The sequence below is a fragment of the Sphingosinicella rhizophila genome (assembly GCF_032378825.1).
Lineage (GTDB): Bacteria > Pseudomonadota > Alphaproteobacteria > Sphingomonadales > Sphingomonadaceae > Allosphingosinicella > Allosphingosinicella rhizophila.
The window spans coordinates 219,895-242,311 of the sequence record NZ_JAVUPU010000004.1 but is presented as its reverse complement, the minus strand read 5'-3'; the positions used below and the strand labels follow the sequence as shown (position 1 = coordinate 242,311).

At 64.8% G+C, this 22,417-nt stretch carries 20 protein-coding genes; 12 read left to right on the top strand and 8 right to left on the bottom strand.

Going from position 1 to position 22,417, the window contains the following annotated elements; genetic code table 11:
* Nucleotides 1-136: 136 nt before the first annotated feature.
* Nucleotides 137-1,132, bottom strand: coding sequence for an adenosine kinase (locus RQX22_RS09680; RefSeq protein WP_315725940.1), 996 nt, complete (start codon nt 1,130-1,132; stop codon nt 137-139).
* 117 nt (nt 1,133-1,249) lie between these two features.
* Between RQX22_RS09680 and RQX22_RS09675 the strand changes: the two genes are divergently transcribed.
* Both RQX22_RS09675 and RQX22_RS09670 read left to right on the top strand, forming a co-directional pair.
* Nucleotides 1,250-1,939 (top strand): EI24 domain-containing protein, encoded by a 690-nt coding sequence (locus tag RQX22_RS09675; protein WP_315725938.1) that lies wholly within the window; start codon nt 1,250-1,252, stop codon nt 1,937-1,939.
* 31 nt (nt 1,940-1,970) lie between these two features.
* Nucleotides 1,971-2,405 carry a hypothetical protein gene (locus RQX22_RS09670; RefSeq protein ID WP_315725936.1) on the top strand — a complete coding sequence of 145 codons (435 nt, stop codon included), beginning with the start codon at nt 1,971-1,973 and terminating at the stop codon, nt 2,403-2,405.
* Here RQX22_RS09670 and queG read toward each other — a convergent pair.
* On the bottom strand, nt 2,380-3,495 hold the full coding sequence (gene queG / locus RQX22_RS09665; protein WP_315725934.1) for a tRNA epoxyqueuosine(34) reductase QueG: 1,116 nt from the start codon (nt 3,493-3,495) through the stop codon (nt 2,380-2,382). The two genes, RQX22_RS09670 and queG, sit on opposite strands and share 26 nt — an antisense overlap.
* Nucleotides 3,496-3,539: 44 nt before the next feature.
* Here queG and RQX22_RS09660 point away from each other — a divergent pair, with 44 nt between their 5' ends.
* Nucleotides 3,540-4,484, top strand: coding sequence for an ABC transporter ATP-binding protein (locus RQX22_RS09660; protein ID WP_315725931.1), 945 nt, complete (start codon nt 3,540-3,542; stop codon nt 4,482-4,484).
* Nucleotides 4,484-5,743: an ABC transporter permease gene (locus tag RQX22_RS09655; RefSeq protein ID WP_315725929.1), complete on the top strand. Its 1,260-nt coding sequence runs from the start codon at nt 4,484-4,486 to the stop codon at nt 5,741-5,743. Before RQX22_RS09660 ends, RQX22_RS09655 begins: the two co-directional genes overlap by 1 nt.
* 3 nt (nt 5,744-5,746) lie before the next feature.
* Here the strand turns inward: RQX22_RS09655 and RQX22_RS09650 are convergent, their stop codons facing one another.
* Genes RQX22_RS09650 through RQX22_RS09635 form a run of 4 tightly spaced genes read right to left on the bottom strand, consistent with a single transcriptional unit; the run spans nt 5,747 to nt 8,357 of the window.
* Nucleotides 5,747-6,127, bottom strand: a complete 381-nt coding sequence (locus RQX22_RS09650; RefSeq protein WP_315725928.1) for a VOC family protein — start codon at nt 6,125-6,127, stop codon at nt 5,747-5,749.
* Between the two features lies 1 nt (nt 6,128).
* Nucleotides 6,129-6,419 (bottom strand): beta/alpha barrel domain-containing protein, encoded by a 291-nt coding sequence (locus RQX22_RS09645; RefSeq protein ID WP_315725926.1) that lies wholly within the window; start codon nt 6,417-6,419, stop codon nt 6,129-6,131.
* A 13-nt stretch (nt 6,420-6,432) separates the two neighbouring features.
* Nucleotides 6,433-7,233, bottom strand: coding sequence for a LytR/AlgR family response regulator transcription factor (locus tag RQX22_RS09640; RefSeq protein WP_315725924.1), 801 nt, complete (start codon nt 7,231-7,233; stop codon nt 6,433-6,435).
* Nucleotides 7,230-8,357 (bottom strand): sensor histidine kinase, encoded by a 1,128-nt coding sequence (locus RQX22_RS09635; RefSeq protein WP_315725921.1) that lies wholly within the window; start codon nt 8,355-8,357, stop codon nt 7,230-7,232. Before RQX22_RS09635 ends, RQX22_RS09640 begins: the two co-directional genes overlap by 4 nt.
* Nucleotides 8,358-8,515: 158 nt before the next feature.
* Here RQX22_RS09635 and RQX22_RS09630 point away from each other — a divergent pair, with 158 nt between their 5' ends.
* From RQX22_RS09630 to RQX22_RS09615, 4 genes are all read left to right on the top strand, one after another.
* A complete protein-coding gene (locus RQX22_RS09630) occupies nt 8,516-9,238 on the top strand; it encodes an ImuA family protein (RefSeq protein WP_458309541.1) in 723 nt (240 codons plus the stop codon).
* Nucleotides 9,156-11,039 (top strand): DUF6504 family protein, encoded by a 1,884-nt coding sequence (locus tag RQX22_RS09625; protein WP_315725918.1) that lies wholly within the window; start codon nt 9,156-9,158, stop codon nt 11,037-11,039. Before RQX22_RS09630 ends, RQX22_RS09625 begins: the two co-directional genes overlap by 83 nt.
* 23 nt (nt 11,040-11,062) lie before the next feature.
* Nucleotides 11,063-14,326 carry an error-prone DNA polymerase gene (locus RQX22_RS09620; protein WP_315726285.1) on the top strand — a complete coding sequence of 1,088 codons (3,264 nt, stop codon included), beginning with the start codon at nt 11,063-11,065 and terminating at the stop codon, nt 14,324-14,326.
* 77 nt (nt 14,327-14,403) lie between these two features.
* Nucleotides 14,404-14,841 (top strand): hypothetical protein, encoded by a 438-nt coding sequence (locus tag RQX22_RS09615; RefSeq protein WP_315725916.1) that lies wholly within the window; start codon nt 14,404-14,406, stop codon nt 14,839-14,841.
* A 62-nt stretch (nt 14,842-14,903) separates the two neighbouring features.
* Here RQX22_RS09615 and RQX22_RS09610 read toward each other — a convergent pair whose 3' ends face one another.
* Nucleotides 14,904-15,437 carry a DUF3617 domain-containing protein gene (locus tag RQX22_RS09610; protein ID WP_315725914.1) on the bottom strand — a complete coding sequence of 178 codons (534 nt, stop codon included), beginning with the start codon at nt 15,435-15,437 and terminating at the stop codon, nt 14,904-14,906.
* Between the two features lie 2 nt (nt 15,438-15,439).
* Nucleotides 15,440-15,979, bottom strand: a complete 540-nt coding sequence (locus RQX22_RS09605; protein ID WP_315725912.1) for a DUF3617 domain-containing protein — start codon at nt 15,977-15,979, stop codon at nt 15,440-15,442.
* A gap of 67 nt (nt 15,980-16,046) precedes the next feature.
* Here RQX22_RS09605 and uvrB point away from each other — a divergent pair, with 67 nt between their 5' ends.
* The 4 genes from uvrB (at nt 16,047) to RQX22_RS09585 (ending at nt 22,346) form a co-directional block, all read left to right on the top strand.
* A complete protein-coding gene (gene uvrB / locus RQX22_RS09600) occupies nt 16,047-18,242 on the top strand; it encodes an excinuclease ABC subunit UvrB (protein ID WP_315725910.1) in 2,196 nt (731 codons plus the stop codon).
* Nucleotides 18,243-18,320: 78 nt separating this feature from the next.
* Complete coding sequence (locus tag RQX22_RS09595; RefSeq protein ID WP_315725908.1) at nt 18,321-20,102, top strand: ABC-F family ATP-binding cassette domain-containing protein; 1,782 nt, start codon at nt 18,321-18,323, stop codon at nt 20,100-20,102.
* A 190-nt stretch (nt 20,103-20,292) separates the two neighbouring features.
* On the top strand, nt 20,293-21,903 hold the full coding sequence (locus tag RQX22_RS09590) for an amidohydrolase family protein (RefSeq protein WP_315726283.1): 1,611 nt from the start codon (nt 20,293-20,295) through the stop codon (nt 21,901-21,903).
* Between the two features lie 164 nt (nt 21,904-22,067).
* On the top strand, nt 22,068-22,346 hold the full coding sequence (locus RQX22_RS09585; protein ID WP_315725906.1) for a hypothetical protein: 279 nt from the start codon (nt 22,068-22,070) through the stop codon (nt 22,344-22,346).
* Nucleotides 22,347-22,417: the final 71 nt, after the last annotated feature.

Sequence of the window (22,417 nt, the reverse complement as noted above, 5' to 3'; positions counted from 1 at the left end):
GGCGGCTGCGGCCCATCCAGGACTGGAGCACCCCATGCCTGACGGGAGGCGCAACCGTCAGATCGTATGAAATTCTCTGACGCGGCGCCAAGGCCGGGTGCGGGAAAATCCGCTCCGATCCGGTCTATGGGCGAACTTAACCCAAACGTGCGCGGATCAGCGCCCGGAGATCGGCTTCCGGCCGCGCGCCATAATGGGAGATGATCTCTGCCGCGGCGATCGCGCCCATTCGCAACCTGTCTTTCAGGGAACGGCCTCGCGCGTGGCCGACCAGGAAGCCGGCCGCGAACAGATCGCCGGCTCCCGTGGTATCGACAATCTCTTCGATCGGTTCGGCCGGCACGTCGACCCGGGTCCCGCCCTCCACGCCGATCGCGCCCAGACCGCTGCGCGTGACGACCAGTGTGGGAACCTTCGGCGCGACTTCCGCGACGGCTTGGTCGAACGATCCCGCCCCGGTCAGGGACAGGATCTCCGCCTCGTTGGCGAACAATATGTCGATTCTGCCCTCGTCGATCAGGCCCTGGAAATCCGCGCGGTGGCGCGAGATGCAGAAAGCGTCGGACAGGGTGAAGGCGACCTTCCGGCCGGCCTCACGGGCAATGAGGATGGCCCGCTCCATCGCCGCGCGTGGCTGTTCGGGGTCCCACAAATAGCCTTCCAGATAGAGGATCGCAGCATCGCGCACCTGCCGCTCGTCGATCGCGCCGGCGGGCAGATATTGCGCCGCGCCGAGGAAGGTGTTCATGGTCCGCTGGGCATCGGGCGTTACCAGGATCAGGCAGCGCGCCGTCGGTATGTCGGCGTCGATCGGGGGGGTGGAGAATTCGACGCCCATCGCCTGGATGTCGTGGCTGAAGACTTCGCCAAGCTGATCCGTCGCGACTTGCCCGACGAAGCCGGCGCGCGCGCCCAGCATGGCGATGCCGGCGGCGGTGTTGGCGGCGGATCCGCCGCTGATCTCGCGGCCTGCCGCCATGCGCCCGTAGAGACGCGTCGCCTCCTCCGCATCGATCAGCCGCATCGATCCCTTGTCCAGACCCTCCTGCTCGATGAAGGCGTCGTCCGCCGCAGCGAGGACATCGACGATGGCGTTGCCGATGGCGAGAATGTCGAGCCGAGCGTCTGACACGATGTGATTACCCCCGATGTGCAGGAAATCTGCCGGAAAGGCAGCGCACGTAACCGGCGGACCTGCGATGATCAACCGGTGGCGGCCAGCCGCATGCATCCTTATTGTCGAGCCGCCATGTTTGCCGCCTTCCCGCTTGCGATCGCCCAGCTCGGCGATCCGCACATCCTTCGTGTGCTGGCCAAGTCGCTGGCGCTGACCATCCTCCTTTTCGCGGCGATCGCGACCTTGGCCGGCTGGCTGCTGACCGGAACCAATCCTTGCGGCATTGGCCCACTCGATTTCCGGTGCGAAATCGGCGCCGGCGGCGGGGCCGTCGCGGCCTCGATGCTCGCTTTGGCAGGGCTGTGGTTTCTGTTTCCGGCGGTGGCCATCGGCGTCGTCGGCCTGTTCGCGGATGAGGTTGTCGAGGCCGTCGAGGTCCGCCACTATCCGGCGGCGGCTGGGCGCAACCTGCCGTTCGGGCCGTCGCTGATCCTGGGGCTCCGCTCGGCCGGCCGGATGATCGGTTGGAACCTTCTCGCCTTTCCATTCTACCTGCTGCTGCTGGTGACCGGGGTCGGCACCTTCCTGCTGTTCCTGGCCGTCAATGCGCTTGTCCTCGGCCGCGACCTTGGCGAAATGGTCGCGGTCCGCCATTTCCGGGGCGAAGCGCTTGCCTCATGGCTCGCGGCCACGCGCGGCCGGCGCGCCCTGCTCGGGCTCGCCGCGACCGGCCTGTTCATGATCCCCTTCGCCAACCTGCTAGCGCCTGTGCTAGGCGCCGCCATGGCAACCCATTTATTCCATCGGAGGCGGGATGACTGATCGAATGTCCGGACGCACGGGCAAAAAGTGCATGAGGGCATCTGTCCTCGGCCCCGCCGGACGGTCTGGCCGTCTGCGGCCCACATCTGCCAAAGGACATTCGGCCGCGCTCGCCCTGGCCGTGCTGCTGGCCGGCTGCGTGCCGAGCACCACCGAACGCCCGCCCGCGATGCAGGAACCGGCCCGGCAAGTCCCGACTGCGGAACCGATTCTGGGCAATGTCGTCGGCCGCACTGCCCGCGCCCTGGAGGCTCAGTTCGGCAAGCCCGATCTCGACGTCCGCGAGGGCACTGCCCGGAAGCTCCAGTTCGCCAGCCCGGTCTGCGTGCTCGACACCTATCTCTATCCCAGGCGCGGCGGCGGCGAAGCGGTCGTCACCTATGTCGACGCGCGCCTTCCGGACGGCCGCGACATGGACCGTGCCTCCTGCATCGCCGCGCTCAGCCGCCGGCAGCAGGCGCGCTGACGCACTGGCGTTCGGTCCCGTGCAACGTCTGACGGCCGGAAAGACGGCCGATCGCCCAGGACGCGGCTTCGGCGACGACCGGATCGGGATCGGAGACCAGCGGGACGAGGACGGGCAGGAGATCGGCGCGGCCGCTATTGCCGGCGGCGATGGCCGCATTGCGGACCATGCGGTTGCGGCCGATCCGTTTGATCGGGGATCCGGCAAAGACCTTGCGGAAGCCTGCGTCGTCCAGGGCGAGAATATCGGCAAGCGCCGGGGCGACCAGCTCGGCGCGGGGAATGAAGGCGAGATTGCGCCGCGCGCTGTCGGCGAACCGGTTCCAGGGGCAGACTGCGAGGCAATCGTCGCAGCCATAGATCCGATTGCCCATCTTCTCACGCAATTCGTGCGGAATCGGGCCCTTATGCTCGATGGTGAGATAGGAGATGCAGCGGCGGGCGTCGAGCTGGAACGGTGCTGGAAAGGCATCGGTCGGGCAGGCGTCGAGACAGGCGGTGCAGCTCCCGCAACGAACGCGATGCGGCGTGTCCGGCGCCAGGTCCTCGCCCAGGTCCAGATCTGTATAGATGGCGCCGAGGAACAGCCAGCTGCCGTCACGGCGGCTGACGAGGTTGCTATGCTTGCCCTGCCAGCCGATCCCGGCCGCTTCGGCCAGCGGCTTTTCCATCACCGGCGCGGTGTCGACGAAAACCTTCAGTGCGCAGCCGGCCTCGTCCACCAGCCAGCGCGCCAGCGCCTTCAGGTTCCGCTTGACCACGTCGTGATAGTCGGCGCCTTGCGCATAGATGGAAATGCGGCCGATATCGCTGTGACCGGCGAGCGCGAGCGGATCGTTTGCCGGGGCATAGCTCATGCCCAGCGAGATCACCGACCGCACCTCCGGCCACAGGCCGGCCGGGGAGCCTCGGCGCTGTGCCGTCTCTTCCATCCAGATCATGTCGCCATGGGCTCCGGCGGCGAGCCATGCCTGCAGCCGTCCTGCGGCCTGCGGCGCGGCATCGGCGCCGGTCACTCCGATCGCCGCAAAATCAAGCCGCTTCGCTTCTTGCTCCAGCCGATGGCGCAGCTTTGGCTTGCTTTCCGTCATCGACTCTCGCTAGCACATTGAAACTGTTAAGGGGATTCTAGACGGTGGGGGCCAATCTAGCGATCGAAGCCAAGGGTCTTTACAAGACCTTTGACGGAAAACGAGCTGTCGATGGGATCGACATCGCCGTTCCCGAAGGAAGCATTTACGGCATTCTTGGCCCGAACGGCGCCGGCAAGACGACGACGCTGCGCATGCTGCTCGGCATCATCAATCCGGACCGGGGATATCGCACCCTGCTCGGTTTCGAACGGCCGCTCGAGGCCGCGCGCATCGTCGGCTATCTGCCGGAGGAGCGCGGCCTCTATCCGGCGATGACGACCCGCGACGCCGTTGCCTTCATGGGTGCGCTGCGCGGCCTGCCGCTGGATGTCGGCCGCCGCCGCGCGGAAGGCTTGCTGCAGGACAATGGTCTGGGCGACTATATCGACAAGCCGATCAAGAGCCTTTCCAAGGGCATGGCCCAGACGGTTCAGTTGTTCGGAACGATCGTTCACCAGCCCAAGCTGATCGTGCTGGACGAACCCTTTTCGGGCCTGGATGCAATCAACCAGGGGCGGCTGGAGCATCTTATTCGTGAAGAGGCGGCCAATGGCGCGACCATCATATTCTCGACCCACGTCATCGCGCATGCCGAGCGGCTGTGCGAGCGGATCGCGATTATCGCGGGCGGCAAGCTGCGTTTCGAAGGCCCTGTCGCGGATGCCCGCGATCGCCTCAGCTCGCAGGTCCGCCTGAGGACGCGGTCGGCGGACGGCGCCTGGAAGGTCGCCCTTCCCGCCGACGCCAGGTTGAAGGACGGCTTCTGGTGCTTCGACATGCCGGCCGAGGGAATCGAACCCTTGCTCAAGGCGCTGATCGACGGCGGTGCCGGCATCGAAGAGCTTTCGATCGAACGGCCCGGCTTGCACGACGCCTTTGTCGCCATAGCCGGGCCAGAGGCTGCGCGCGAAATGGAGAATGAAGGCGCCGGAAGGGAAGCCGCCTGATGATGGGTCTCTTTCAATCCGCTTATGTGATCGGACGCCGCGACTTCGTCGCGACGGTCATGTCCAAGACCTTTCTCCTTTTCCTGGCCGGGCCCTTGCTGATCATTGGGTTCAGCGTGATGCTCGGCGACACTACGGAAAACATGGCGCGGCGGGACACGCGCCCGATCGTGGCGGTTATCGCCGACAAGGCGGAGTTCCAGCTAATTGAGGCAGCGCGTGCGCGGCTCAACCCCAGCTTCGGCCAGGATATGCTTCCCGAACTCGTCCATGCCGAGCCTGATTACGTCATCGAAGGGCAGGTGAAGGATCTTCTGGAATCCCGCGACAAGCGCATTCTCGCTGTGTTGACCGGGGGCATCGCCAAGTCGAAACTGACCGGCGCGATCCAGGAGAATAGCCCGATCCGCACCCGGATGGCCATGATCATCGAGGAGGCGCGGCAACATCAGGCGGTCGCCAGCGCGAAAATTCCATGGCAACCCACGACGGTCGAACTGGTGAGGGTGCAGGAATCGGCGGGCTCGCTTGCGGCATCGCGCTCACTGACCGCCCGCACCGGACAGCTTTTGCTGTTCACCCTGACTTTGCTGCTCGCCGGCATGTTGCTCTCCAACCTGATCGAGGAGAAGTCGAACAAGGTCATCGAGGTGCTGGCGGCCGCCGTGCCGGTGGATGCGATCTTTGTCGGCAAATTGTTCGGGATGCTCGCCGTGTCGCTCGTCGGGATTACCGTATGGACTGCGGCAGCCGCCGTCGGATTGCATCTCTGGCCCCTGCCAGGTGGCGGCAGTCTTCCTGAGCCCGCCGTCGGTTGGCCACTCTTCGTGCTGCTCGTTCTTATCTATTACGGCTCCAGCTATACCCTGCTCGGCGCCGCCTTTCTCGGAATCGGTTCTCAGGCAATGTCGATACGGGAGGTTCAGACCTTGTCGATGCCGATCACGATCGCACAGCTTCTATTCTTCCTGTTCGCCTCCTTAGCGGTCGGACCTTATAACAGCCTGCTGGGAATAGCGGCTGCGCTCTTTCCGTTCAGTTCGCCAATGGCGATGGTCGCTCGAGCTGCCCAGACTCCGGAGCTCTGGCCCCATCTCCTCGCTTTGCTGTGGCAAATGCTCTGGGCCTGGTTGACGATCAAGCTTGCCGCGAGCCTGTTCCGCAGGAACGTCATGAAGTCCGGGTCGAGCCTGATGCCCGCGACGCTCCGGTCCCGGCGCCAGGATGCGGCGCCTGCGCCTTCGCCCGGCTTGAAATGATCTTCAGCCGGGCGGTGCCGGCCCGATCTGCTCCCAAAGCTCGATCTTGATGCCGTCGCAATCGAGGATCCACGCGAACTTGCCATAATCCTCGTTCTGGCGGCCGATTATCTCGATGCCGTTGGCCTCCAGCTCTTCGGCGAAGGCGTCGAGATCGTCGACCCGGAGGTTGATCATGAAACCGGCCTGGCTCGGCGCGAAATAGTCGCTGTCGGCCTTGAAGGGCGACAGGAGGCTGAACGCGTCCTTTCCCGCTTCCGCGCTCCACGGAAAGCAGAGCCCCCATTGGCCGCTGAGGCCGAGCATCTCCTTATACCATCGGCCGGTCCGCTCCGGATCCTCGACTTTGTAGAAAATGCCGCCCAATCCCTTGATCGCCGCCATCTCAGCCTCCCTGATGCGCCGTTCGCGTCGCCTTAGCCAAGGTCTGCGTCGCGCTCCGCCACGGACCGGCGCCATGAAGCGGTACCGCCGCAACGATCCGCGGCAGATTAATAGGCACGAGGTCGAGCGGCATATTCTCGCCATCCACATAACCTTGCGCAACCGCGACCGACCGGCGGCCGGTTGCGAGCGGATTGGCGCGGCCGGCCTCCCGGATGTTGAACTGGATGAACGGGCCGCCCTTGCGGTGGAGCGAAGCGAAAGGCTTCGCCTGCTCCACGCGAGGGTTCATGCCCGCATCGTCGTCAATGAACGAAGCGGGCGACAACGTCCCGATAGGATCGGCTGACCTTCACCTGGCTGCCGCTGTCGAGGACGAGGAAACATTCGCCATTGGTGTGGGGTTTCACCTGCCGGACCTGATCGAGATTGACGATGCAGCTCCGGTGCACCCGCTGGAACCGGCGCGGATCGAGGCGCTTTTCCAGATCCTTCATGGTCTCGCGCAGGATCAGTGTATTGTCGCCCGTATAGATGCACATATAGTCGCCGGCCGCGTCGATCTTCTCGATCGAATCCACGTCGACGCGGAAGATCTGGCCGCGGTCCTTGATGTTGATCAGCTTTTCGTAGCGGTTGGAGGAATGGGCGTCCTCGACCCCTTCGACATGCTCGGCGACGTCGGGCGCGACTTCGGCGAGCACTTCTTTCAGGCGCCCCACCTCCTCGACGCCGCGCTTCTCGGCGAGGCGCTGGCGGACCCGGTCCAGCGTGTCGGCCAGCCTGTCTTCCTCGACCGGCTTCATCAGATAGTCGACCGCCTGGGCCTCGAAGGCGCGGATGGCATGGTCGCTATAGGCGGTGACGAAGACGAACAGGGGCGGCTCGACTTCCAGCAGCCCCTGGATTACGGAAAAGCCGTCGAAGCCCGGCATCTGGATGTCCAGGAAGACGAGATCGGGCTTGTGGGTCTTGATCGCCCTGATGGCCTCGCGGCCGTTGCTGCATGTTTCGACGATCTCGACATCGCCATGCGCCTGCAGGCGCAGCTGCAAGCCCTGGATGGCAAGCGGTTCGTCATCGACCAGGATGGTGCGAATGGTCATTTAAGTTCCTCGGATGCTTCGACTTGATATGGGATCTCGATTGTAACGCGAAAGCCTCCCCTTAGGTTCGATACGGTCTCAAAACGATGGTTGGCGCCATAGGCTTGCGCCAGACGGTCGCGAATATTGGCCAAACCGACTCCGGTCGATTCCTGCGCCTTGACCCAATGGTCCTCCGCACCGGGCCCGCTGTCGCTGACGGTGATCAGCACGCGGTCGCCCGATCGGCGCGCCACGACTTCGATATCCGCGCCTTCTTCCTGCGGGGTTACCGCATATTTGATGGCGTTTTCAACCAATGGCTGGAGCAGGAGCGACGGCAGCCGGGCCAGCGATACGGCGGGATCGATGTCGAAAATGGGCCGCAGCCGATCCTCGAAGCGCATCTTCTCGATTTCGAGATAGAGTTTCAGGGTCTCGACCTCCTGGGCGACCGTCACCGATCCGGTCGGTTCGTTGACCAATGTGTAGCGCAGGAATGATGACAGCCGCGACAGCATCGCATTGGCGCGTTCGGTCTGCTTCAGCAGCACCAGCGTCGAGATCGAATTCAGCGTGTTGAACAGGAAATGCGGGTTGAGCTGGTAGCGCAGCATCGCCAGCTGGGCCGAGCTGGCCTGATGTTCCAGCCGCAGCAGCCGGTCGCTCTGCTCTTCCAGCAGGAGATAATAATTGATGCTGTAATAAAGCGCCGCCCAGGCGGCGAGGAGGGAGAAGGTCAGCAGGATCGAGCTGAGGAATTCCAGTCCCACCGGCCGCGAGCCGGGTCTGAGAAAGGTGGCATAGCTCCAGGTCTCGATCGCCGAAAATGCGGCGGCGGCGACCAGGACCAGGGCGACCGACACCGCCCAGGTGATGACCGGCCGGAGCTTGATGAAGCGGCGAAAGGCTGCGCCCATCAGCAATGTGATCGAATAGCCGGTCGCGGTCAGCAATGCGGTGTGGAAGACATAGGTCCACCCCATCGCATTGCTCATCCCGCCCAGGGTGCGGAGGATGAAATAGCCCGCCCAGCCCGCCGACTGGAGGATCCAGAAGGCGCGATTCTTGTCCTCGAAGAAAGGCTGCTGCTGCAGCCGGGGCGGCTGCCAGCCCCTTGCCTCGGCGGATGCGGGCGCTGTCATTTGGATGGGATTGGTCGACACTGGGGCGATTTTAGCGGGGTCGAGCCGGCCTTGCCACCCGCTTGACTCTTTGCGGCGCAAGTCGGAACATAATGAGAACAAAAGAGTCAGTGAGTCGTATGCTTCCAGCTTCTGCCCGAATCGAGCGATTGGCCGCCCTGCGCTTGTCGGTGCGGGCGATCGAAGATGCCGGCCGCGGCGCAAATCGGGATTTGCTGTCCTTCGGCCTGGACGAGATCGACCGCCGCCTGGCCGGTGGCGGCCTGGCGGCGGCGGCCTTGCACGAAGTGGCCGGCGCCAGCGCCAGTCTCAGCGACGATGCCGCCGCCACCTTGTTTGCCGCGGGCATTGCCGCCCGGCGGACGGGCACGGTGCTGTGGGCGCTGGGCCGGCCCGATCTGTTCGCGCCGGGCCTGGCTTTGGTAGGCCTCGGTCCCGATCGCCTTCTTCATGCCGAATGTGGCCGTGACGAAGATGTGCTGGCGGTGATGGAGGAAGGGCTGCGCCATGGCGGCCTTGCCGCCGTCGTCGGCGAAGTGGGGCGGGTGACGATGGCAGCGACCCGCAGGCTGCAGCTTGCCGCCGAGGAAAAGGGCGTGATGGCGCTGATGCTGAAACGCTGGCGGCGGAGCGGCCAGGATCCGCTGGCCTTGCCGTCGGCGGCGGTGACGCGCTGGCGGATCGCCTGCGCGCCGTCGGAAACGCTGCCGGTGCCCGGCGTGGGGCGGCCGCGCTGGCATGTCGAACTCGCCCGCCAGAGGGGCGGCGCGCCCTTTCAATGGATCATGGAGTCTTGCAATGCCGAGGGTCGCCTCGCTCTATTTGCCCTATCTGCCGACCGACCGGTTGCGGCCGAACCAGGCGAAAGGCGGGCGGCCTGATCTTCTGGATCCTGCCCTGCTTTTGCAGGGAAGGGAGGCGGTTCGAAGAAGGGCGGAGGGTCTGACGGCCAAGGAGATCGCGCCACCGCTGACCCCACCACCGCTGACGCGGTCCGCCTTCCTCGGGAAAGAGGGGGAGGAAATGGAAGACGGACGCCCCGAAGATTGCTCCTGTCCGCGCGGGGGCGGATGGCGGCCGGGCGCGCGCTGGGCGCGGGAGGAAAGGCAGAAGCAGATCGATGCGCTTCCCCGCCATCAGCGTCCGCCGATGCGGGAGCTGGGCCGCAGGACCGAAGCCGCCAGGATCGCCTTCCACGATATTTCCCGCGCCGATTCCGCGCTCCGCCGGGCGGAAGAGGAGGAAAAGCCCCTGGTCACGGTCGAACATGTCGGCCAGCGGATGACGATCGCCGCCGCCTGCCCGGTCGCCCGCCGACTGGGGGCGCAACCGGGCATGCCGCTCGCCCGCGCCCGCGCTTTCCTTCCTGGCCTGGAGGTCGTGGATGCCGACCGACCAGCGGATGCCGCCTTTCTGGATCGCCTTGCCTTCTTTGCCGCGCGCCGCTGGACGCCGCGTGCCGCCGTTTCAGGCCCGGACGGGCTGTGGCTCGATTTGGAGGGGGTGGCCCATCTGTTCGGCGGCGAGGAAAATATGGGCGTGCGCATCCTGCATTTCTGCGCCCGGCTCGGCTTGGCCGCGCGCATCGCCGTTGCCGATACCCCGGGCGCCGCCCATGCCTTGGCCCGCTATGGCGCGGAGCCGCTCATCCTCTGTCCTTCCGGCCGGGAGCATGAAGCCATCGCACCGCTTCCGATCGCGGCCTTGCGGGTGGAAGAAGAGGTGCTGGGCGCGGCCCGGCGCCTCGGGCTGGAAAGGATCGCGGATCTCGTCGCCATGCCGCGCGCGCCGCTCGGCCGCCGCTTCGGCGCTTTGCTGCTGACCCGGCTCGACCAGGCCCTCGGCCATGCCGGCGAAGCGATTCGTCCGATCCTTCCCCTGGAGCCGCCGAGCAGTCTTTTGCGTTTCGCCGAACCGATCGCCACGCCCGAGGCGATCGGCGAGGCGCTCCGCCGGCTGGTCGCATCGCTCGTCGGCACGCTGACCGAACAGGGGCTCGCCGCGCGCAGGCTGGAATGGCTGTGTGACCGTATCGACGGGCGCGAACTGAAGGTCGCGGTGGGCATGGCCCGCGCGACCCGCGATGCCGATCACCTCCTGTCGTTGCTGGCCGCGAAGATCGAAACGATCGAGCCAGGCTATGGGATCGAAACCATGCGCCTCGTCGCCCGGCGCTGCGAAAGGCTCGCCCCCGCCGCCATTCATGGCGCGCTAGCCGGCGATGCGCCCGCCCCCGATCTTGCGCCATTGATCGATCGTCTGGCGGGTCGTCTCGGCGCGCGCCGCCTGTTCCGGCTGAGCGCGATGGAGAGCGACGTTCCCGAACGCAGTCTGCGGCGCATCCCTCCTTTGGATGAAGCGTCGGACTGGCCAAGGCAATGGCCGCGTCCGGTGCGCCTGCTCGCTTGTCCCGAACCGATCGAGAAAGTGGTGGCTTTGCTACCCGATGGTCCGCCGCGCCGCTTCACCTGGCGCGGCAAGGCCCATGCCGTGGCCCGCGCCGACGGGCCCGAGCGCATTTACGGCGAATGGTGGCGAAGGCCGAAGGAGACCGAGTCCGTCCGCGATTATTTCCAGGTGGAGGACGAAGCGGGCGCCCGTTTCTGGATCTTCCGGCGCGGTGACGGCATCGATCCCCGCACCGGCGATCTCAGCTGGCATCTGCACGGTCTGTTCGGATGATCATGAAAGATCAAGCCTTGCCGATGGGAGGCTATTGCGAGCTTCAGGTCACCACCCATTTCAGCTTCCTGCGCGGCGCTTCCTCCTGCGAGGAATTGTTCGAAACCGCTGCCCATCTCGGTCTCGGAGCGCTGGGCATCGTCGACCGCAATTCGGTTGCCGGGATGGTGCGGGCCTGGGATGCGGCCAGGACGACCGGGGTGCGGTTGGTGCCGGGCTGCCGGCTCGATCTGGTGTCGGGCGAAAGCCTGCTTCTCTATCCCCAGGACCGCTCGGCCTGGTCGCGCCTCACCCGCTTGCTCACCGCCGGACGGCCGCAGGAAAAGGTCGACGGCAAATGGCTCGGCAAGGGCGCGTGCCGGATCGGCTGGGAGGATGTTGCCGGCGCGGCGGAGGGCATGATCGCGGCTTTCGTAACCATGCAGGCCGATGAAGCGACGGCGGCGGCCTTTGGCCGTTTGCACGATCTGTTCGGCGATCGCGCTTATGCCGCCATCTCCTATCATCGGCGGCCGGGCGATATGATGCGGATCCACCGGCTCGACGAAATGGCGCGGGCCGCGGGGGTGCGACCCCTGGCCACCGGCGACGTCCTCTTCCATGCGCCGGAACGGCGGATGCTGCAGGATGTGGTCACCGCCATTCGGGAGAAATGCACGATCGACCATTTGGGTTTTCGCCGCGAACGCCATGCCGATCGGCATCTGAAGAAGGCCTCCGAAATGGAGCGGCTGTTCGAACGCTGGCCGCACATGATCGCGGCCAGCGCGGAAATCGCCGAACGCTGCCGTTTCGATCTCGATCAGCTCCGCTATCAATATCCGAGCGAGGTTCCGGAAGGCAGCAATGCCCAGCAGGTGCTGGAGGCACGGGTGCGGATGGCGGCGAGAAGCCGTTTCCCCGATGGCTTGCCCGACGCGCATGAAGCCCAGCTCAGGCACGAGCTGCGGCTGATCGAGCAATTGCGTTACGCGCCTTATTTCCTGACGGTCCATGCGATCGTCGAATATGCGCGGAGCGAGGAAATATTGTGCCAGGGCCGGGGCAGCGCCGCCAATTCGGTGGTCTGCTATCTGCTCGGCATCACCTCGATCGATCCGATCAGGCATGAATTGCTGTTCGAGCGCTTCGTTTCCGGAGAACGCAACGAACCTCCCGACATCGACGTCGATTTCGAGCATGAACGGCGCGAGGAGGTGATCCAGTGGATCTACCGCCATTATGGCCGGGACCGGGCGGCCTTGACGGCCGTGGTCACCCGCTATCGTTCCCGCGGCGCGGTGCGCGACGTCGGTAAGGCGCTGGGCCTCCCGGAGGATCTGACCGGGCTTCTCGCGGGCCAGGTCTGGGGCTGGTCCAATGACGGGGTCGCCGAACGCCATGTCCGCGATCTCAATCTCGACATGAACGATCCTCGGCTCGCGCTCACTCTCCGGTTGGCCCGGGAATTGATCGGCACGCCGCGCCATCTGAGCCAGCATCCGGGCGGCTTCGTGCTGACCGAGGACCGACTGGACGATCTGGTGCCGATCGCGCCGGCGGCGATGGAGGATCGGCGGGTGATCGAATGGGACAAGGACGATATCGCCGCCCTTTCCTTCATGAAGGTCGATATTCTCGGCCTCGGCATGCTCGGCTGCATGCGCCGCGCCTTCGATCTGCTGCGCGATCACAAGGACACCAGGATCGGTCTTGCGGATCTGCAGAACGACGACGAAGCAACATTCGAGATGATCCGCAAGGCGGACACGATCGGCGTCTTCCAGATCGAAAGCCGGGCGCAGATGAGCATGTTGCCGCGGCTGAAGCCCAAGGAATTTTACGATCTCGTCATCGAAGTGGCGATCGTCCGCCCGGGTCCGATCCAGGGCGATATGGTCCACCCGTATCTGCGCCGCCGGGAGGGCAAGGAGGTGCCAGAATATCCGAAGCCGGAGCTGGAGGCGGTGCTCAGGAAGACATTGGGCGTGCCCCTGTTCCAGGAACAGGCGATGAAGGTGGCGATCGTCGGCGCCGGCTTCACGCCGGCCGAGGCCGATGCGCTCCGCCGGTCGATGGCGACCTTCAAGTTCACCGGCGGCGTCAGCCATTTCTACGACAAGCTGGTGAACGGCATGATCCGCAACGGCTATACGCGCGATTTCGCGGAACGGACCTTCAAGCAGATCGAAGGCTTCGGCAGCTATGGCTTTCCGGAAAGCCATGCCGCCAGCTTCGCCAAGATCGCTTACGCCTCCTCCTGGATGAAATGCCACCATCCGGACGTCTTCTGCGCCGCCTTGCTCAACGCCCAGCCAATGGGCTTCTATGCTCCCGCCCAGATCGTCCGCGACGCGAGGGAACATGGGGTGGAGGCGCGGCCGGTCTGCATTCTCCGGAGCCAGTGGGATTGTATTTTGGAATCACCGCCTGGATCTTCCTCCCATTCGCCCGGAATGGGAAAAGACTTCCTCCCCATCCGCCTCGGCCTGCGCATGGTGAAGGGCCTCTCCAACGACCATGCCGCGCGCATTTTCACTGCGCGCCGGGAAAGATCCTTCGTCTCGGTCGAGGATGTCTGGCGCCGCTCCGGCATCCCCGCCGCCGCCATGGAGAAGCTGGCGGATGCCGATGCCTTCCACCCTTTCGGCCTCGATCGGCGTCAGGCGCTCTGGCGGGTGCGGGGGCTGGGGGAGGCGCCCCTGCCTCTGTTCGCCGCCGGCGGCGAAGGGGACAGGGAAAGGAAAGTGACGCTCGATCCGATGACCGACGGCCGCGAAGTGGTCGAGGATTATCGCAGCGTCCAGCTTTCGCTGCGCGCCCATCCGCTGGCCTTCCTGCGGCCGGAGCTCGAACGCAGGAAGATGGTTGCCTGTGCAGACCTGCGCACCATCAAGGAAGGCCGCAAGGTAAGGCTGGCCGGGATCATCCTCGTCCGGCAGCGTCCGGGAGCGGGCAATGTCACCTTCATCACGATCGAGGATGAAACCGGGGTCGCCAACATCATCCTGTGGCAGCGCAAGTTCGAGGCGCAGCGGCGGATCGTACTATCTTCGGCGATGATCGGCGTTACCGGCATGGTCCAGCGCGAAGGCGAGGTCATCCATATCGTCGCCGACCGGCTCGAGGATCTGACGCCATTGCTTCACTCGGTCGGCGACATGCACTTCCCCCACCGCCCTGGTCCGGGCGACGCCGCCACCCATCCCGGCTCACCCGACCGGGGCGAAAGGGGCGCGAAGCCGCCCGGTCTTCCCGGCACCCGTTCCCGCGACGTGATCCGGGTGAAGAGCCGGGACTTTCACTGAACGGGACGAACCGGGCGGACGGAGGCTGGTCCGCTCGCCGGCCTGCCTGTAAGCAGGGGAAAGAAAAGGATTTTACGATGCGCCGATTCTTCATATTGGCCGCCGCGGCGGCTTTTTCCTCACAGGCCCTCGCTGCTCCCAAGCCGGGCGACCGGACCATCAGTCCGGAAAAGCTGCTGGAGCAGATGGGGTCCGGCGTGTCCGATGCGGAGCTGGAGCGTGCCGTCGCGGAGGCCGATGCCCACCCGCTCGGTACCAATGCCAATCCGGTCCGCGTCGGCGGACCCGAAGGAGAACATGCCTATATCGGCCGCCTGCGCTGCGCCGACGGCAGCGCGCCCAAGGTCGGCCAGCGCGGTTCGGCCGGGGTCGGCGCCTTCGGTACCGTGGTGGATCTCTACCCGCTGGACTGCGGCGCCGCCGCCCCCGGCAAGTTCGATCTCGTCATGGACATGTACCATGAAGAGCATCGCGAGAATCGCGCGCCCGCCGGCTTTCGCATCGAACCTCGCTGACGGGCGTCCTGGCCACTCCTGCTGAGCCGGCGGACATCCGATGATAGGGGTATATTCAAATATCAGCTGGCCGGGCAGTCGCCGATCCGCTTGCCCGATCCGCGCGACTTGATCGTCATCCCGCCGGCGCCGGCATCGGTCTTCATCTCGACCGCCATCTCATAGCTCTGCGCGCTATATTTGCCGTCCATGGTCATGGTCATGCTGCCCGGCCTGTCTTCCGACGCGCAGCTCAACGTGCCGCGGATGCGTCCGCCGGCCATGTTGAAATCCTTGTAGCTGCAGCCATTGTCCTTGGCGGCGAAGAAATCCGCATTGGGCTTGGCCGCCTGCTCGGGCGTGATGCAGCTCTTGATCACCGTCTTCTGGTTGGTGACGCTCGCCATGGCCTCTTTCGGCATGCCCGGCGCCTCCATGCTCAATATCTCATGTTCTATCTCCCACTGGCCGGGATCGAGCCGGATCTCGCCGGCGCCGGGAATGGAGGATCCGGACTTGCCGGCGGCGGCATCGCCGTCACCGTCGCCGTTGCCGCCGCTGCCGCAGGCGGCCAGTCCCAAGAATGCGGCTGCCGCCACGGAAAGTCTGATCTTCATGCTCATTCCCCTTCCGTCGCGTCCGGAGCGGCATCATTACCGGCCGGCTCCGCGGGGCAGGCGCCGACATGGCGGCCGGCGATCTTGCTGGTCATCCGATAATCTCCGTCGCCGGGAAGATAGGAGGTCGAACTGACCGATCCGTCGAAACTGTCCGCTCCATATTTGCCGTCGATGACCATCATGATCTCGCCCTTCAAATCTTCGCTGGTGCAGGTGAGCGAGGCATTGAGGCGGCCGTTGCGGATATAGGAGTCGCGATAGCTGCACTCATAGCCTTCGCCCGCGAAAAGCGCCGGATCGGGCTTGGTCCGATTGGCTTCGCCGACGCAGACCTGGCTGCTTGCTTTGTCGCCGGTTTTGGCCTTGATCGCCGTCGCCGGGGCATGATCGGTGGCCGTGATGGCGCCGATTTCATGCGTCACTTCCCAAAGACCGGCGTCGATGCTGGCGGCGGGGGCGACCGGCTCGGCCGCTTTCTCTTCGGTGCCGCCGGAGCAAGCGGCAACGGCCGCAAACGCCATGATGATCGTTGCGCGCATCCCTATCCCCTTTTTTTGTTGGATCCCGACGGTAGCGCGGTGGCGGCGGAAACACCATATGGAAGCCATGGCGATCGCGATCAGGACCGGCCTCGAAGAGCCGGATACGGGCCAGGCCTTCGTTCCCCACCGTCCCCAGCGCCCCGAAAAGGCGGAGGGCGGACGGAGATTCACGCTCGTTTCCGATTATGAGCCGTCGGGCGACCAGCCGGCGGCGATCGCGGAGATCACGCAGCAGATGCGCGAGGGCGAGCAGACCCAGGTCCTGCTCGGCGTCACCGGATCGGGCAAGACCTTCACCATGGCCAAGGTGATCGAGGAATTGCAGCGTCCCGCTCTGGTGCTGGCGCCCAACAAGATCCTGGCCGCCCAGCTCTATGGCGAGTTCAAGAGCTTCTTCCCCGACAATGCGGTCGAATATTTCGTCAGCTATTACGATTATTACCAGCCCGAGGCCTATGTGCCGCGGTCCGACACCTATATCGAGAAGGAAAGCTCGGTGAACGAGGCGATCGACCGCATGCGCCATTCGGCGACGCGGTCGCTGCTCGAGCGCGACGACGTCATCATCGTCGCTTCGGTCTCCTGCATCTACGGCATCGGTTCGGTCGAAACCTATTCGGCGATGACCTTCAGCCTGAAGAAGGGCGACACCGTCGACCAGCGCGAGATCATCCGCAAGCTGGTCGCGCTTCAATATAAGCGCAACGACCAGGCCTTCGCCCGCGGCAATTTCCGGGTGCGCGGCGACAATCTGGAGATCTTCCCGTCCCATTATGAGGACATGGCCTGGCGGGTCAATTTCTTCGGCGACGAGATCGAGGAGATCGTCGAATTCGATCCGCTGACCGGCAAGAAGATCGCGTCGCTCGAATTTGTGAAGGTCTATGCCAACTCCCACTATGTGACGCCCGGCCCGACGCTCAAGCAGGCGATGGAGGCGATCCGCCACGAACTTGCCGAGCGGCTGAAGGAGCTTGTCGCCGAAGGGAAATTGCTGGAGGCGCAAAGGCTGGAACAGCGCACCAATTTCGACCTTGAAATGATCGCCGCCACCGGCAGCTGCGCCGGCATCGAGAATTACAGCCGCTTCCTCACCGGCCGCATGCCGGGCGAGCCGCCGCCGACCCTGTTCGAATATATTCCGGAAAACGCGCTCCTGTTCCTCGACGAAAGCCATCAGACGGTGCCGCAGATCGGCGCGATGGCGCGCGGCGATCATCGCCGCAAATTGACCCTCGCCGAATATGGCTTCCGCCTGCCCAGCTGCATCGACAACCGGCCGCTTCGCTTCAACGAATGGGACGCGATGCGCCCGCAATCGGTTGCGGTGTCGGCGACGCCGGGCCCGTGGGAAATGGAGCAGACCGGCGGTGTCTTTTCCGAACAGGTGATCCGGCCGACCGGCCTCATCGATCCGCCCGTCGAGATCAAGCCGGTCGAAGACCAGGTCGACGATCTCATCTTCGAGGCGAAGGAGACGGCGAAGAAAGGCTATCGCACGCTCGTCACCACATTGACCAAGCGCATGGCCGAGGATCTTACCGAATTCCTCCACGAAGCCGGGCTCCGCGTCCGTTACATGCACTCCGATGTCGAGACTTTGGAGCGGATCGAGCTGATCCGCGACCTGCGGCTTGGCGTCTACGATGTGCTGGTCGGCATCAACCTGCTGCGCGAAGGACTGGACATTCCCGAATGCGGCCTGGTCGCCATATTGGATGCGGACAAGGAGGGCTTCCTTCGCTCCGAAACCTCGTTGATCCAGACGATTGGCCGCGCCGCCCGCAACGTCGAGGGCAAGGTCATCCTCTATGCCGACCGCATCACCGGATCGATGGAGCGCGCGCTTCGCGAAACCGATCGCCGCCGCGAAAAGCAGAAGCAATATAATGAGGCGCACGGCATCACGCCGACCACGATCAAGCGCGACATCGCCGACATATTGACCCACGTTACCAACCGCGACAGCGTCATGGTCGATACCGGCGACGAGGAGACGCCGCATCTCGTCGGCCATAATCTGCGCGCCTATATCGAGGATCTCGAAAGCCGCATGCGCAAGGCCGCGGCGGATCTCGAATTCGAAGAAGCGGGACGGCTGCGCGACGAGATCCGGCGGCTCGAAGCCGACGAACTCGGCATTCCCGATCACGAGAAAGTCGCCCCCGTCACTGGCCGCGCCACCGAAGGCCGCCCGGGCACCCGCAAGACCCGCTATGGCAAGCAGAAGCAGATCAGGATGGGGAAGAGGGGTCGTTGAACCCCTGAAGGCGACCTCCGGGTAACGCTCGAATTCCCCTGGGGTGACGAATCTCGATTGTGTCCCTATCTGCCCCGCATGGCAGCCCCGGTCCTCGCTTATGAAAATCTCGGCCTCGTCCAAGGCAGCGGCTGGCTGTTCCGCGGCCTCGACCTGTTCGTCGGGCAGCGCGACCGGCTGGCCCTGATCGGCCGCAACGGCGCCGGCAAGACCACCTTGCTCAAATGCATCGCCGGCCTGATCGAGACGGACGAGGGCCGCCGCACCATCCAGCCCGGCGTGAAGGTCGTTCTGCTCGAACAGGATCCGCCGGTCGCCCGCTTCGCGACGCTTCGCGATTATGCCTTGGCCGCGCCCGATGCCCCGGCCGAATATGAAGTCGACGCCATCGCCGACCAGCTCGGCATCGACCTCGATCGCCCGGCCGCCACCGCCAGCGGCGGCGAGCGCCGCCGCGCCGCGATCGCACGGGCGCTGGCCCAGGATCCGCAGGTGCTGCTGCTCGACGAGCCCACCAACCATCTCGATCTCGCCGCCATCGAATGGCTGGAGGAATGGCTGGGCCGCTATCGCGGCGCCTTCATCGCCATCAGCCATGACCGCACCTTCCTGAAGCGCCTCACCAATTCGTCGCTCTGGCTCGACCGCGGCCAGTTGCGCCGCGCCGAGATCGGCTTCGGCGGCTTCGATGCCTGGACCGAGCAGGTCTATGCCGAGGAAGCGCGCGCCGCCGAGAAATTGGACGCGAAGCTGAAGCTGGAGCTGCACTGGCTTCAGCGCGGCGTGACCGCGCGGCGCAAGCGCAACATGGGCCGCCTCGCCAAGCTGCACGAAATGCGGGCGGCGCGGGCGGCGATGCTTGGGCCGGCGGGCACGGCCAAGCTCGGCCTCGCCAATGACGATGCCAAGACGAAGATGGTGATCGACGCCGAACATGTCACGAAAAGGTTCGGCGATCGCACGATCATCCGGGACTTCACCTTGCGCATCCAGCGCGGCGACCGCATCGGCGTGGTCGGCGCCAACGGCACCGGCAAGACCACCCTGCTCAAATTGCTGACCGGGGAGATGGCCCCGGACGAAGGCCGCATCGCCCGCGCCAAGACGCTGACCGGGATCGTCATCGACCAGCAGCGCAAATTGCTCGATCCCGACAAGCAGGTCCGCGACATCCTTGCCGACGGCGGCGACTGGATCGACGTGCGCGGCGTCCGCAAGCATGTGCAGGGCTATCTGAAGGAGTTCCTGTTCGCGCCGGAGCTGGTCGACGCGAAGATCGGCACCCTTTCCGGCGGCGAGCGCTCGCGGCTGCTGCTGGCCCGCGAATTCGCCCGGGAATCGAACCTGCTCGTGCTCGACGAGCCGACCAACGATCTCGACCTCGAAACCCTGGATCTGCTCCAGGAAGTGATCGCCGATTATGACGGAACGGTGCTGATCGTCAGCCACGACCGCGACTTCCTCGACCGCACCGTCACCATCACCCTCGGTCTCGACGGGTCCGGCAAGGTCGACATCGTCGCCGGCGGTTATGAGGATTGGCAGCGTCGGCGGGAGCCGGCTCGAAATGCTGCGGTCAAAGGCGCGCCTGCCGCCAGACCGGCGGCCGCGCCCAAGCGCCAGACCAAGCTGACCTACAAGGATCAGCGGGATTATGATCTGCTGCCGGGACGGATCGAGGAATTGGAGGCGGCCATCGCGCGCGACGAAGCGGCGCTGTCGGACCCGGATCTCTATACCAGCGATCCAGGGCGCTTCGCGGCCCTCACCGCCGCCATCGATCGGGCGCGGAGCGAAAAGGATGCGGCGGAGCTGCGCTGGCTGGAACTGGCGGAGCAGGCGGAAGCGCTCACGGCCTGACTGCGCTGCACCTTTCGCATAGAGCATGATTCACGCTTCGGATTGGTTCAATCTGAAGCGATCATGGTCTAGCTTACAAGACGAGGCGACAAGAGCAGTCGGCATTTCAGAGGGGGAAGAGACGGTGCGGAGCGGATTTCGATACAAGGCCATTTTGCCGATCCTCGTTTATGCGGCATCGTTTCCGGCCATGGCCGCCGCCGCCCCGCTTCCGCCGGAAGCCGGCGCAAATCCCGATGTGTCGCGGATCGTGGCGAATCCCGCGCCTCTTCGCCGTTCCGGCGAGGGTGCCGGCCCGTTCCGGAAGATGGTCATCCGCGGTGCGATCCTGATCGACGGCACCGGTGCGCCGCCGCGCGGACCGGTCGACATCGTCGTCGAGAATGACAGGATCGCCGAAATCCTCGTCGCCGGCACGCCGGGCCTTCCGCTCAAGGACGGGCGCGCGCCGCGAGATTTCGACTATGAGCTGGATGCGACCGGCATGTATGTCCTGCCCGGTTTCATCGACATGCATGCCCATGGCAGCTCGATCGATAAGGCGCCGGACCTCAGCTATTCCTACAAATTATGGCTTGCCCATGGGGTGACCGCGGTCCGCGGCGTGCAGCTTTCCGAATGGGATGTCTCCAGCGTCGAAAAGGCGCGCTCGGCGCGCAACGAGATCGTGGCGCCGCGCATCTTCGATTATCAACGCCTCGGCGCGGCCTGGGGCCAGGGCACAGTCCGCACGCCGGAGCGGGCGCGGGCATGGGTGCGCTGGGCGGCCAAGAACGGGATCGACGGGATCAAATTCTCTCTCAGCCCGACCGAGGTGCCGGAAGTGGTCAAGGCGGCGCTGGAAGAAGCCGAAAAGCTCGGCCTCGGCACCACCGCGCATCTGTCGCAGATCGGTGTTGCCCGCATGAATGCGCGCCAGGCCGGCGACCTCGGCCTCGGCACCGTCACCCACTTTTACGGGCATATGGAATCTCTTCTGAAATCCGGCGCCATCCAGGATGTCTCCACCGATTATAATTTCTACGACGAGCAATATCGCTTCGGCGAGGTGGCGGACATCTGGGACGAGATCCATGAGCCGGGCACGCCGGAATGGAAGGAATATCTCGCCCATCAGAAGGAAAACGGGATCGTCTTCGATCCGACGATGACGATCTATGCGGCCTCGCGCGACCTGATGAAGGCGCGCAACGCCGACTGGCACGATAAATATACGATGCCGCAGCTATGGAATTATTTTCAGTCGAACCGGGAAAATCACGGCTCCTATTTCTTCGACTGGACCACGCGGCACGAAGTGCAATGGCGCAATTTCTACAAGCGCTTCATGGCCTTGATGAACGATTACAAGAATATGGGCGGGCGCGTCGTCACCGGAACGGATTCCGGCTTCATCTACAAAAGCTATGGCTTCGGCTTTCCCGAGGAGATGGAATTGCTGCAGGAGGCGGGTTTCAACCCGCATGAGGTGATCCAGGCCGCGACCCTCAACGGCGCCTTGACGCTCTACGAGCCCAAGGGGATCGTCGATCCCCCGATCGGCACTGTCCGGGTCGGCAAGCTTGCCGACCTCGTCATCGTGAAGGAAAATCCGCTCCAGAATTTCAAGACGCTCTACGGCACGGGCACGCCGCGCCTGAATGAAAGCACGCAGCGGCAGGAGCGGGTTGGCGGCGTCAGCTATACCGTCAAGGACGGCATCGTCTATGACGCGAAGAAGCTGCTGGCCGAGGTCGCCGACATGGTCGTGGCCGAAAAGCGCCGGCTGGGCATGCCCGAACAGGGCCTTCCCCGTCCCTGACCGACGGCCCTCCATCCGCATCTGGCCCGCCGCGCTAACCATCTTTGTGCGGAACTTGAACCGGACCCCGGGCTTTTGACCATCCTGGCCGCCTGTCATGCGGCCGGCCGTGCGTTCGGGTCTTTAGGCCGGACGCCCCATGGTTGAAACGACGCAAAGGAAACATGATGAGGATCTTGGCTCAGGCAGCAGCTTCTGTCGCCTTTCTGGCACTCGCGGCATGCAACAATACGCCCGCCGAACAGGCCGCCGAAAATGTCGAGGAGGCCGCCGAGCATCAATCCGACATCCTCGAGGATCAGGCCGATAATGCGAGCAACGAAATGGTCGAGGATATGCTCGAAAACCATGCTGACGCCATCGAGGAACAAGGCGAACGCCAGGCCGACGCCATCGAAAACGGCACGGCACCCGTCACCGAAAGTGCGATCAACGGGATGTGATCCATCGGGCGGGCGCCGGCGCGGCGCCCGCCCTTCCGGGGGTTCTTGATCCGCCGCCATGCCCGTATCAC

What these genes read in the sequence shown, in the direction of transcription:
- RQX22_RS09675 (WP_315725938.1), top strand. Translation starts at nt 1,250, where the DNA reads ATGTTTGCCGCCTTCCCGCTTGCGATCGCCCAGCTCGGCGATCCGCAC.
- RQX22_RS09670 (WP_315725936.1), top strand. Translation starts at nt 1,971, where the DNA reads ATGAGGGCATCTGTCCTCGGCCCCGCCGGACGGTCTGGCCGTCTGCGG.
- queG (WP_315725934.1), bottom strand. Translation starts at nt 3,495, where the DNA reads ATGACGGAAAGCAAGCCAAAGCTGCGCCATCGGCTGGAGCAAGAAGCG.
- RQX22_RS09655 (WP_315725929.1), top strand. Translation starts at nt 4,484, where the DNA reads ATGATGGGTCTCTTTCAATCCGCTTATGTGATCGGACGCCGCGACTTC.
- RQX22_RS09650 (WP_315725928.1), bottom strand. Translation starts at nt 6,127, where the DNA reads ATGGCGGCGATCAAGGGATTGGGCGGCATTTTCTACAAAGTCGAGGAT.
- RQX22_RS09645 (WP_315725926.1), bottom strand. Translation starts at nt 6,419, where the DNA reads ATGAACCCTCGCGTGGAGCAGGCGAAGCCTTTCGCTTCGCTCCACCGC.
- RQX22_RS09640 (WP_315725924.1), bottom strand. Translation starts at nt 7,233, where the DNA reads ATGACCATTCGCACCATCCTGGTCGATGACGAACCGCTTGCCATCCAG.
- RQX22_RS09635 (WP_315725921.1), bottom strand. Translation starts at nt 8,357, where the DNA reads ATGACAGCGCCCGCATCCGCCGAGGCAAGGGGCTGGCAGCCGCCCCGG.
- RQX22_RS09625 (WP_315725918.1), top strand. Translation starts at nt 9,156, where the DNA reads ATGCCGAGGGTCGCCTCGCTCTATTTGCCCTATCTGCCGACCGACCGG.
- RQX22_RS09620 (WP_315726285.1), top strand. Translation starts at nt 11,063, where the DNA reads ATGGGAGGCTATTGCGAGCTTCAGGTCACCACCCATTTCAGCTTCCTG.
- RQX22_RS09615 (WP_315725916.1), top strand. Translation starts at nt 14,404, where the DNA reads ATGCGCCGATTCTTCATATTGGCCGCCGCGGCGGCTTTTTCCTCACAG.
- RQX22_RS09610 (WP_315725914.1), bottom strand. Translation starts at nt 15,437, where the DNA reads ATGAAGATCAGACTTTCCGTGGCGGCAGCCGCATTCTTGGGACTGGCC.
- RQX22_RS09605 (WP_315725912.1), bottom strand. Translation starts at nt 15,979, where the DNA reads ATGCGCGCAACGATCATCATGGCGTTTGCGGCCGTTGCCGCTTGCTCC.
- uvrB (WP_315725910.1), top strand. Translation starts at nt 16,047, where the DNA reads ATGGCGATCGCGATCAGGACCGGCCTCGAAGAGCCGGATACGGGCCAG.
- RQX22_RS09595 (WP_315725908.1), top strand. Translation starts at nt 18,321, where the DNA reads ATGGCAGCCCCGGTCCTCGCTTATGAAAATCTCGGCCTCGTCCAAGGC.
- RQX22_RS09590 (WP_315726283.1), top strand. Translation starts at nt 20,293, where the DNA reads ATGGCCGCCGCCGCCCCGCTTCCGCCGGAAGCCGGCGCAAATCCCGAT.
- RQX22_RS09585 (WP_315725906.1), top strand. Translation starts at nt 22,068, where the DNA reads ATGATGAGGATCTTGGCTCAGGCAGCAGCTTCTGTCGCCTTTCTGGCA.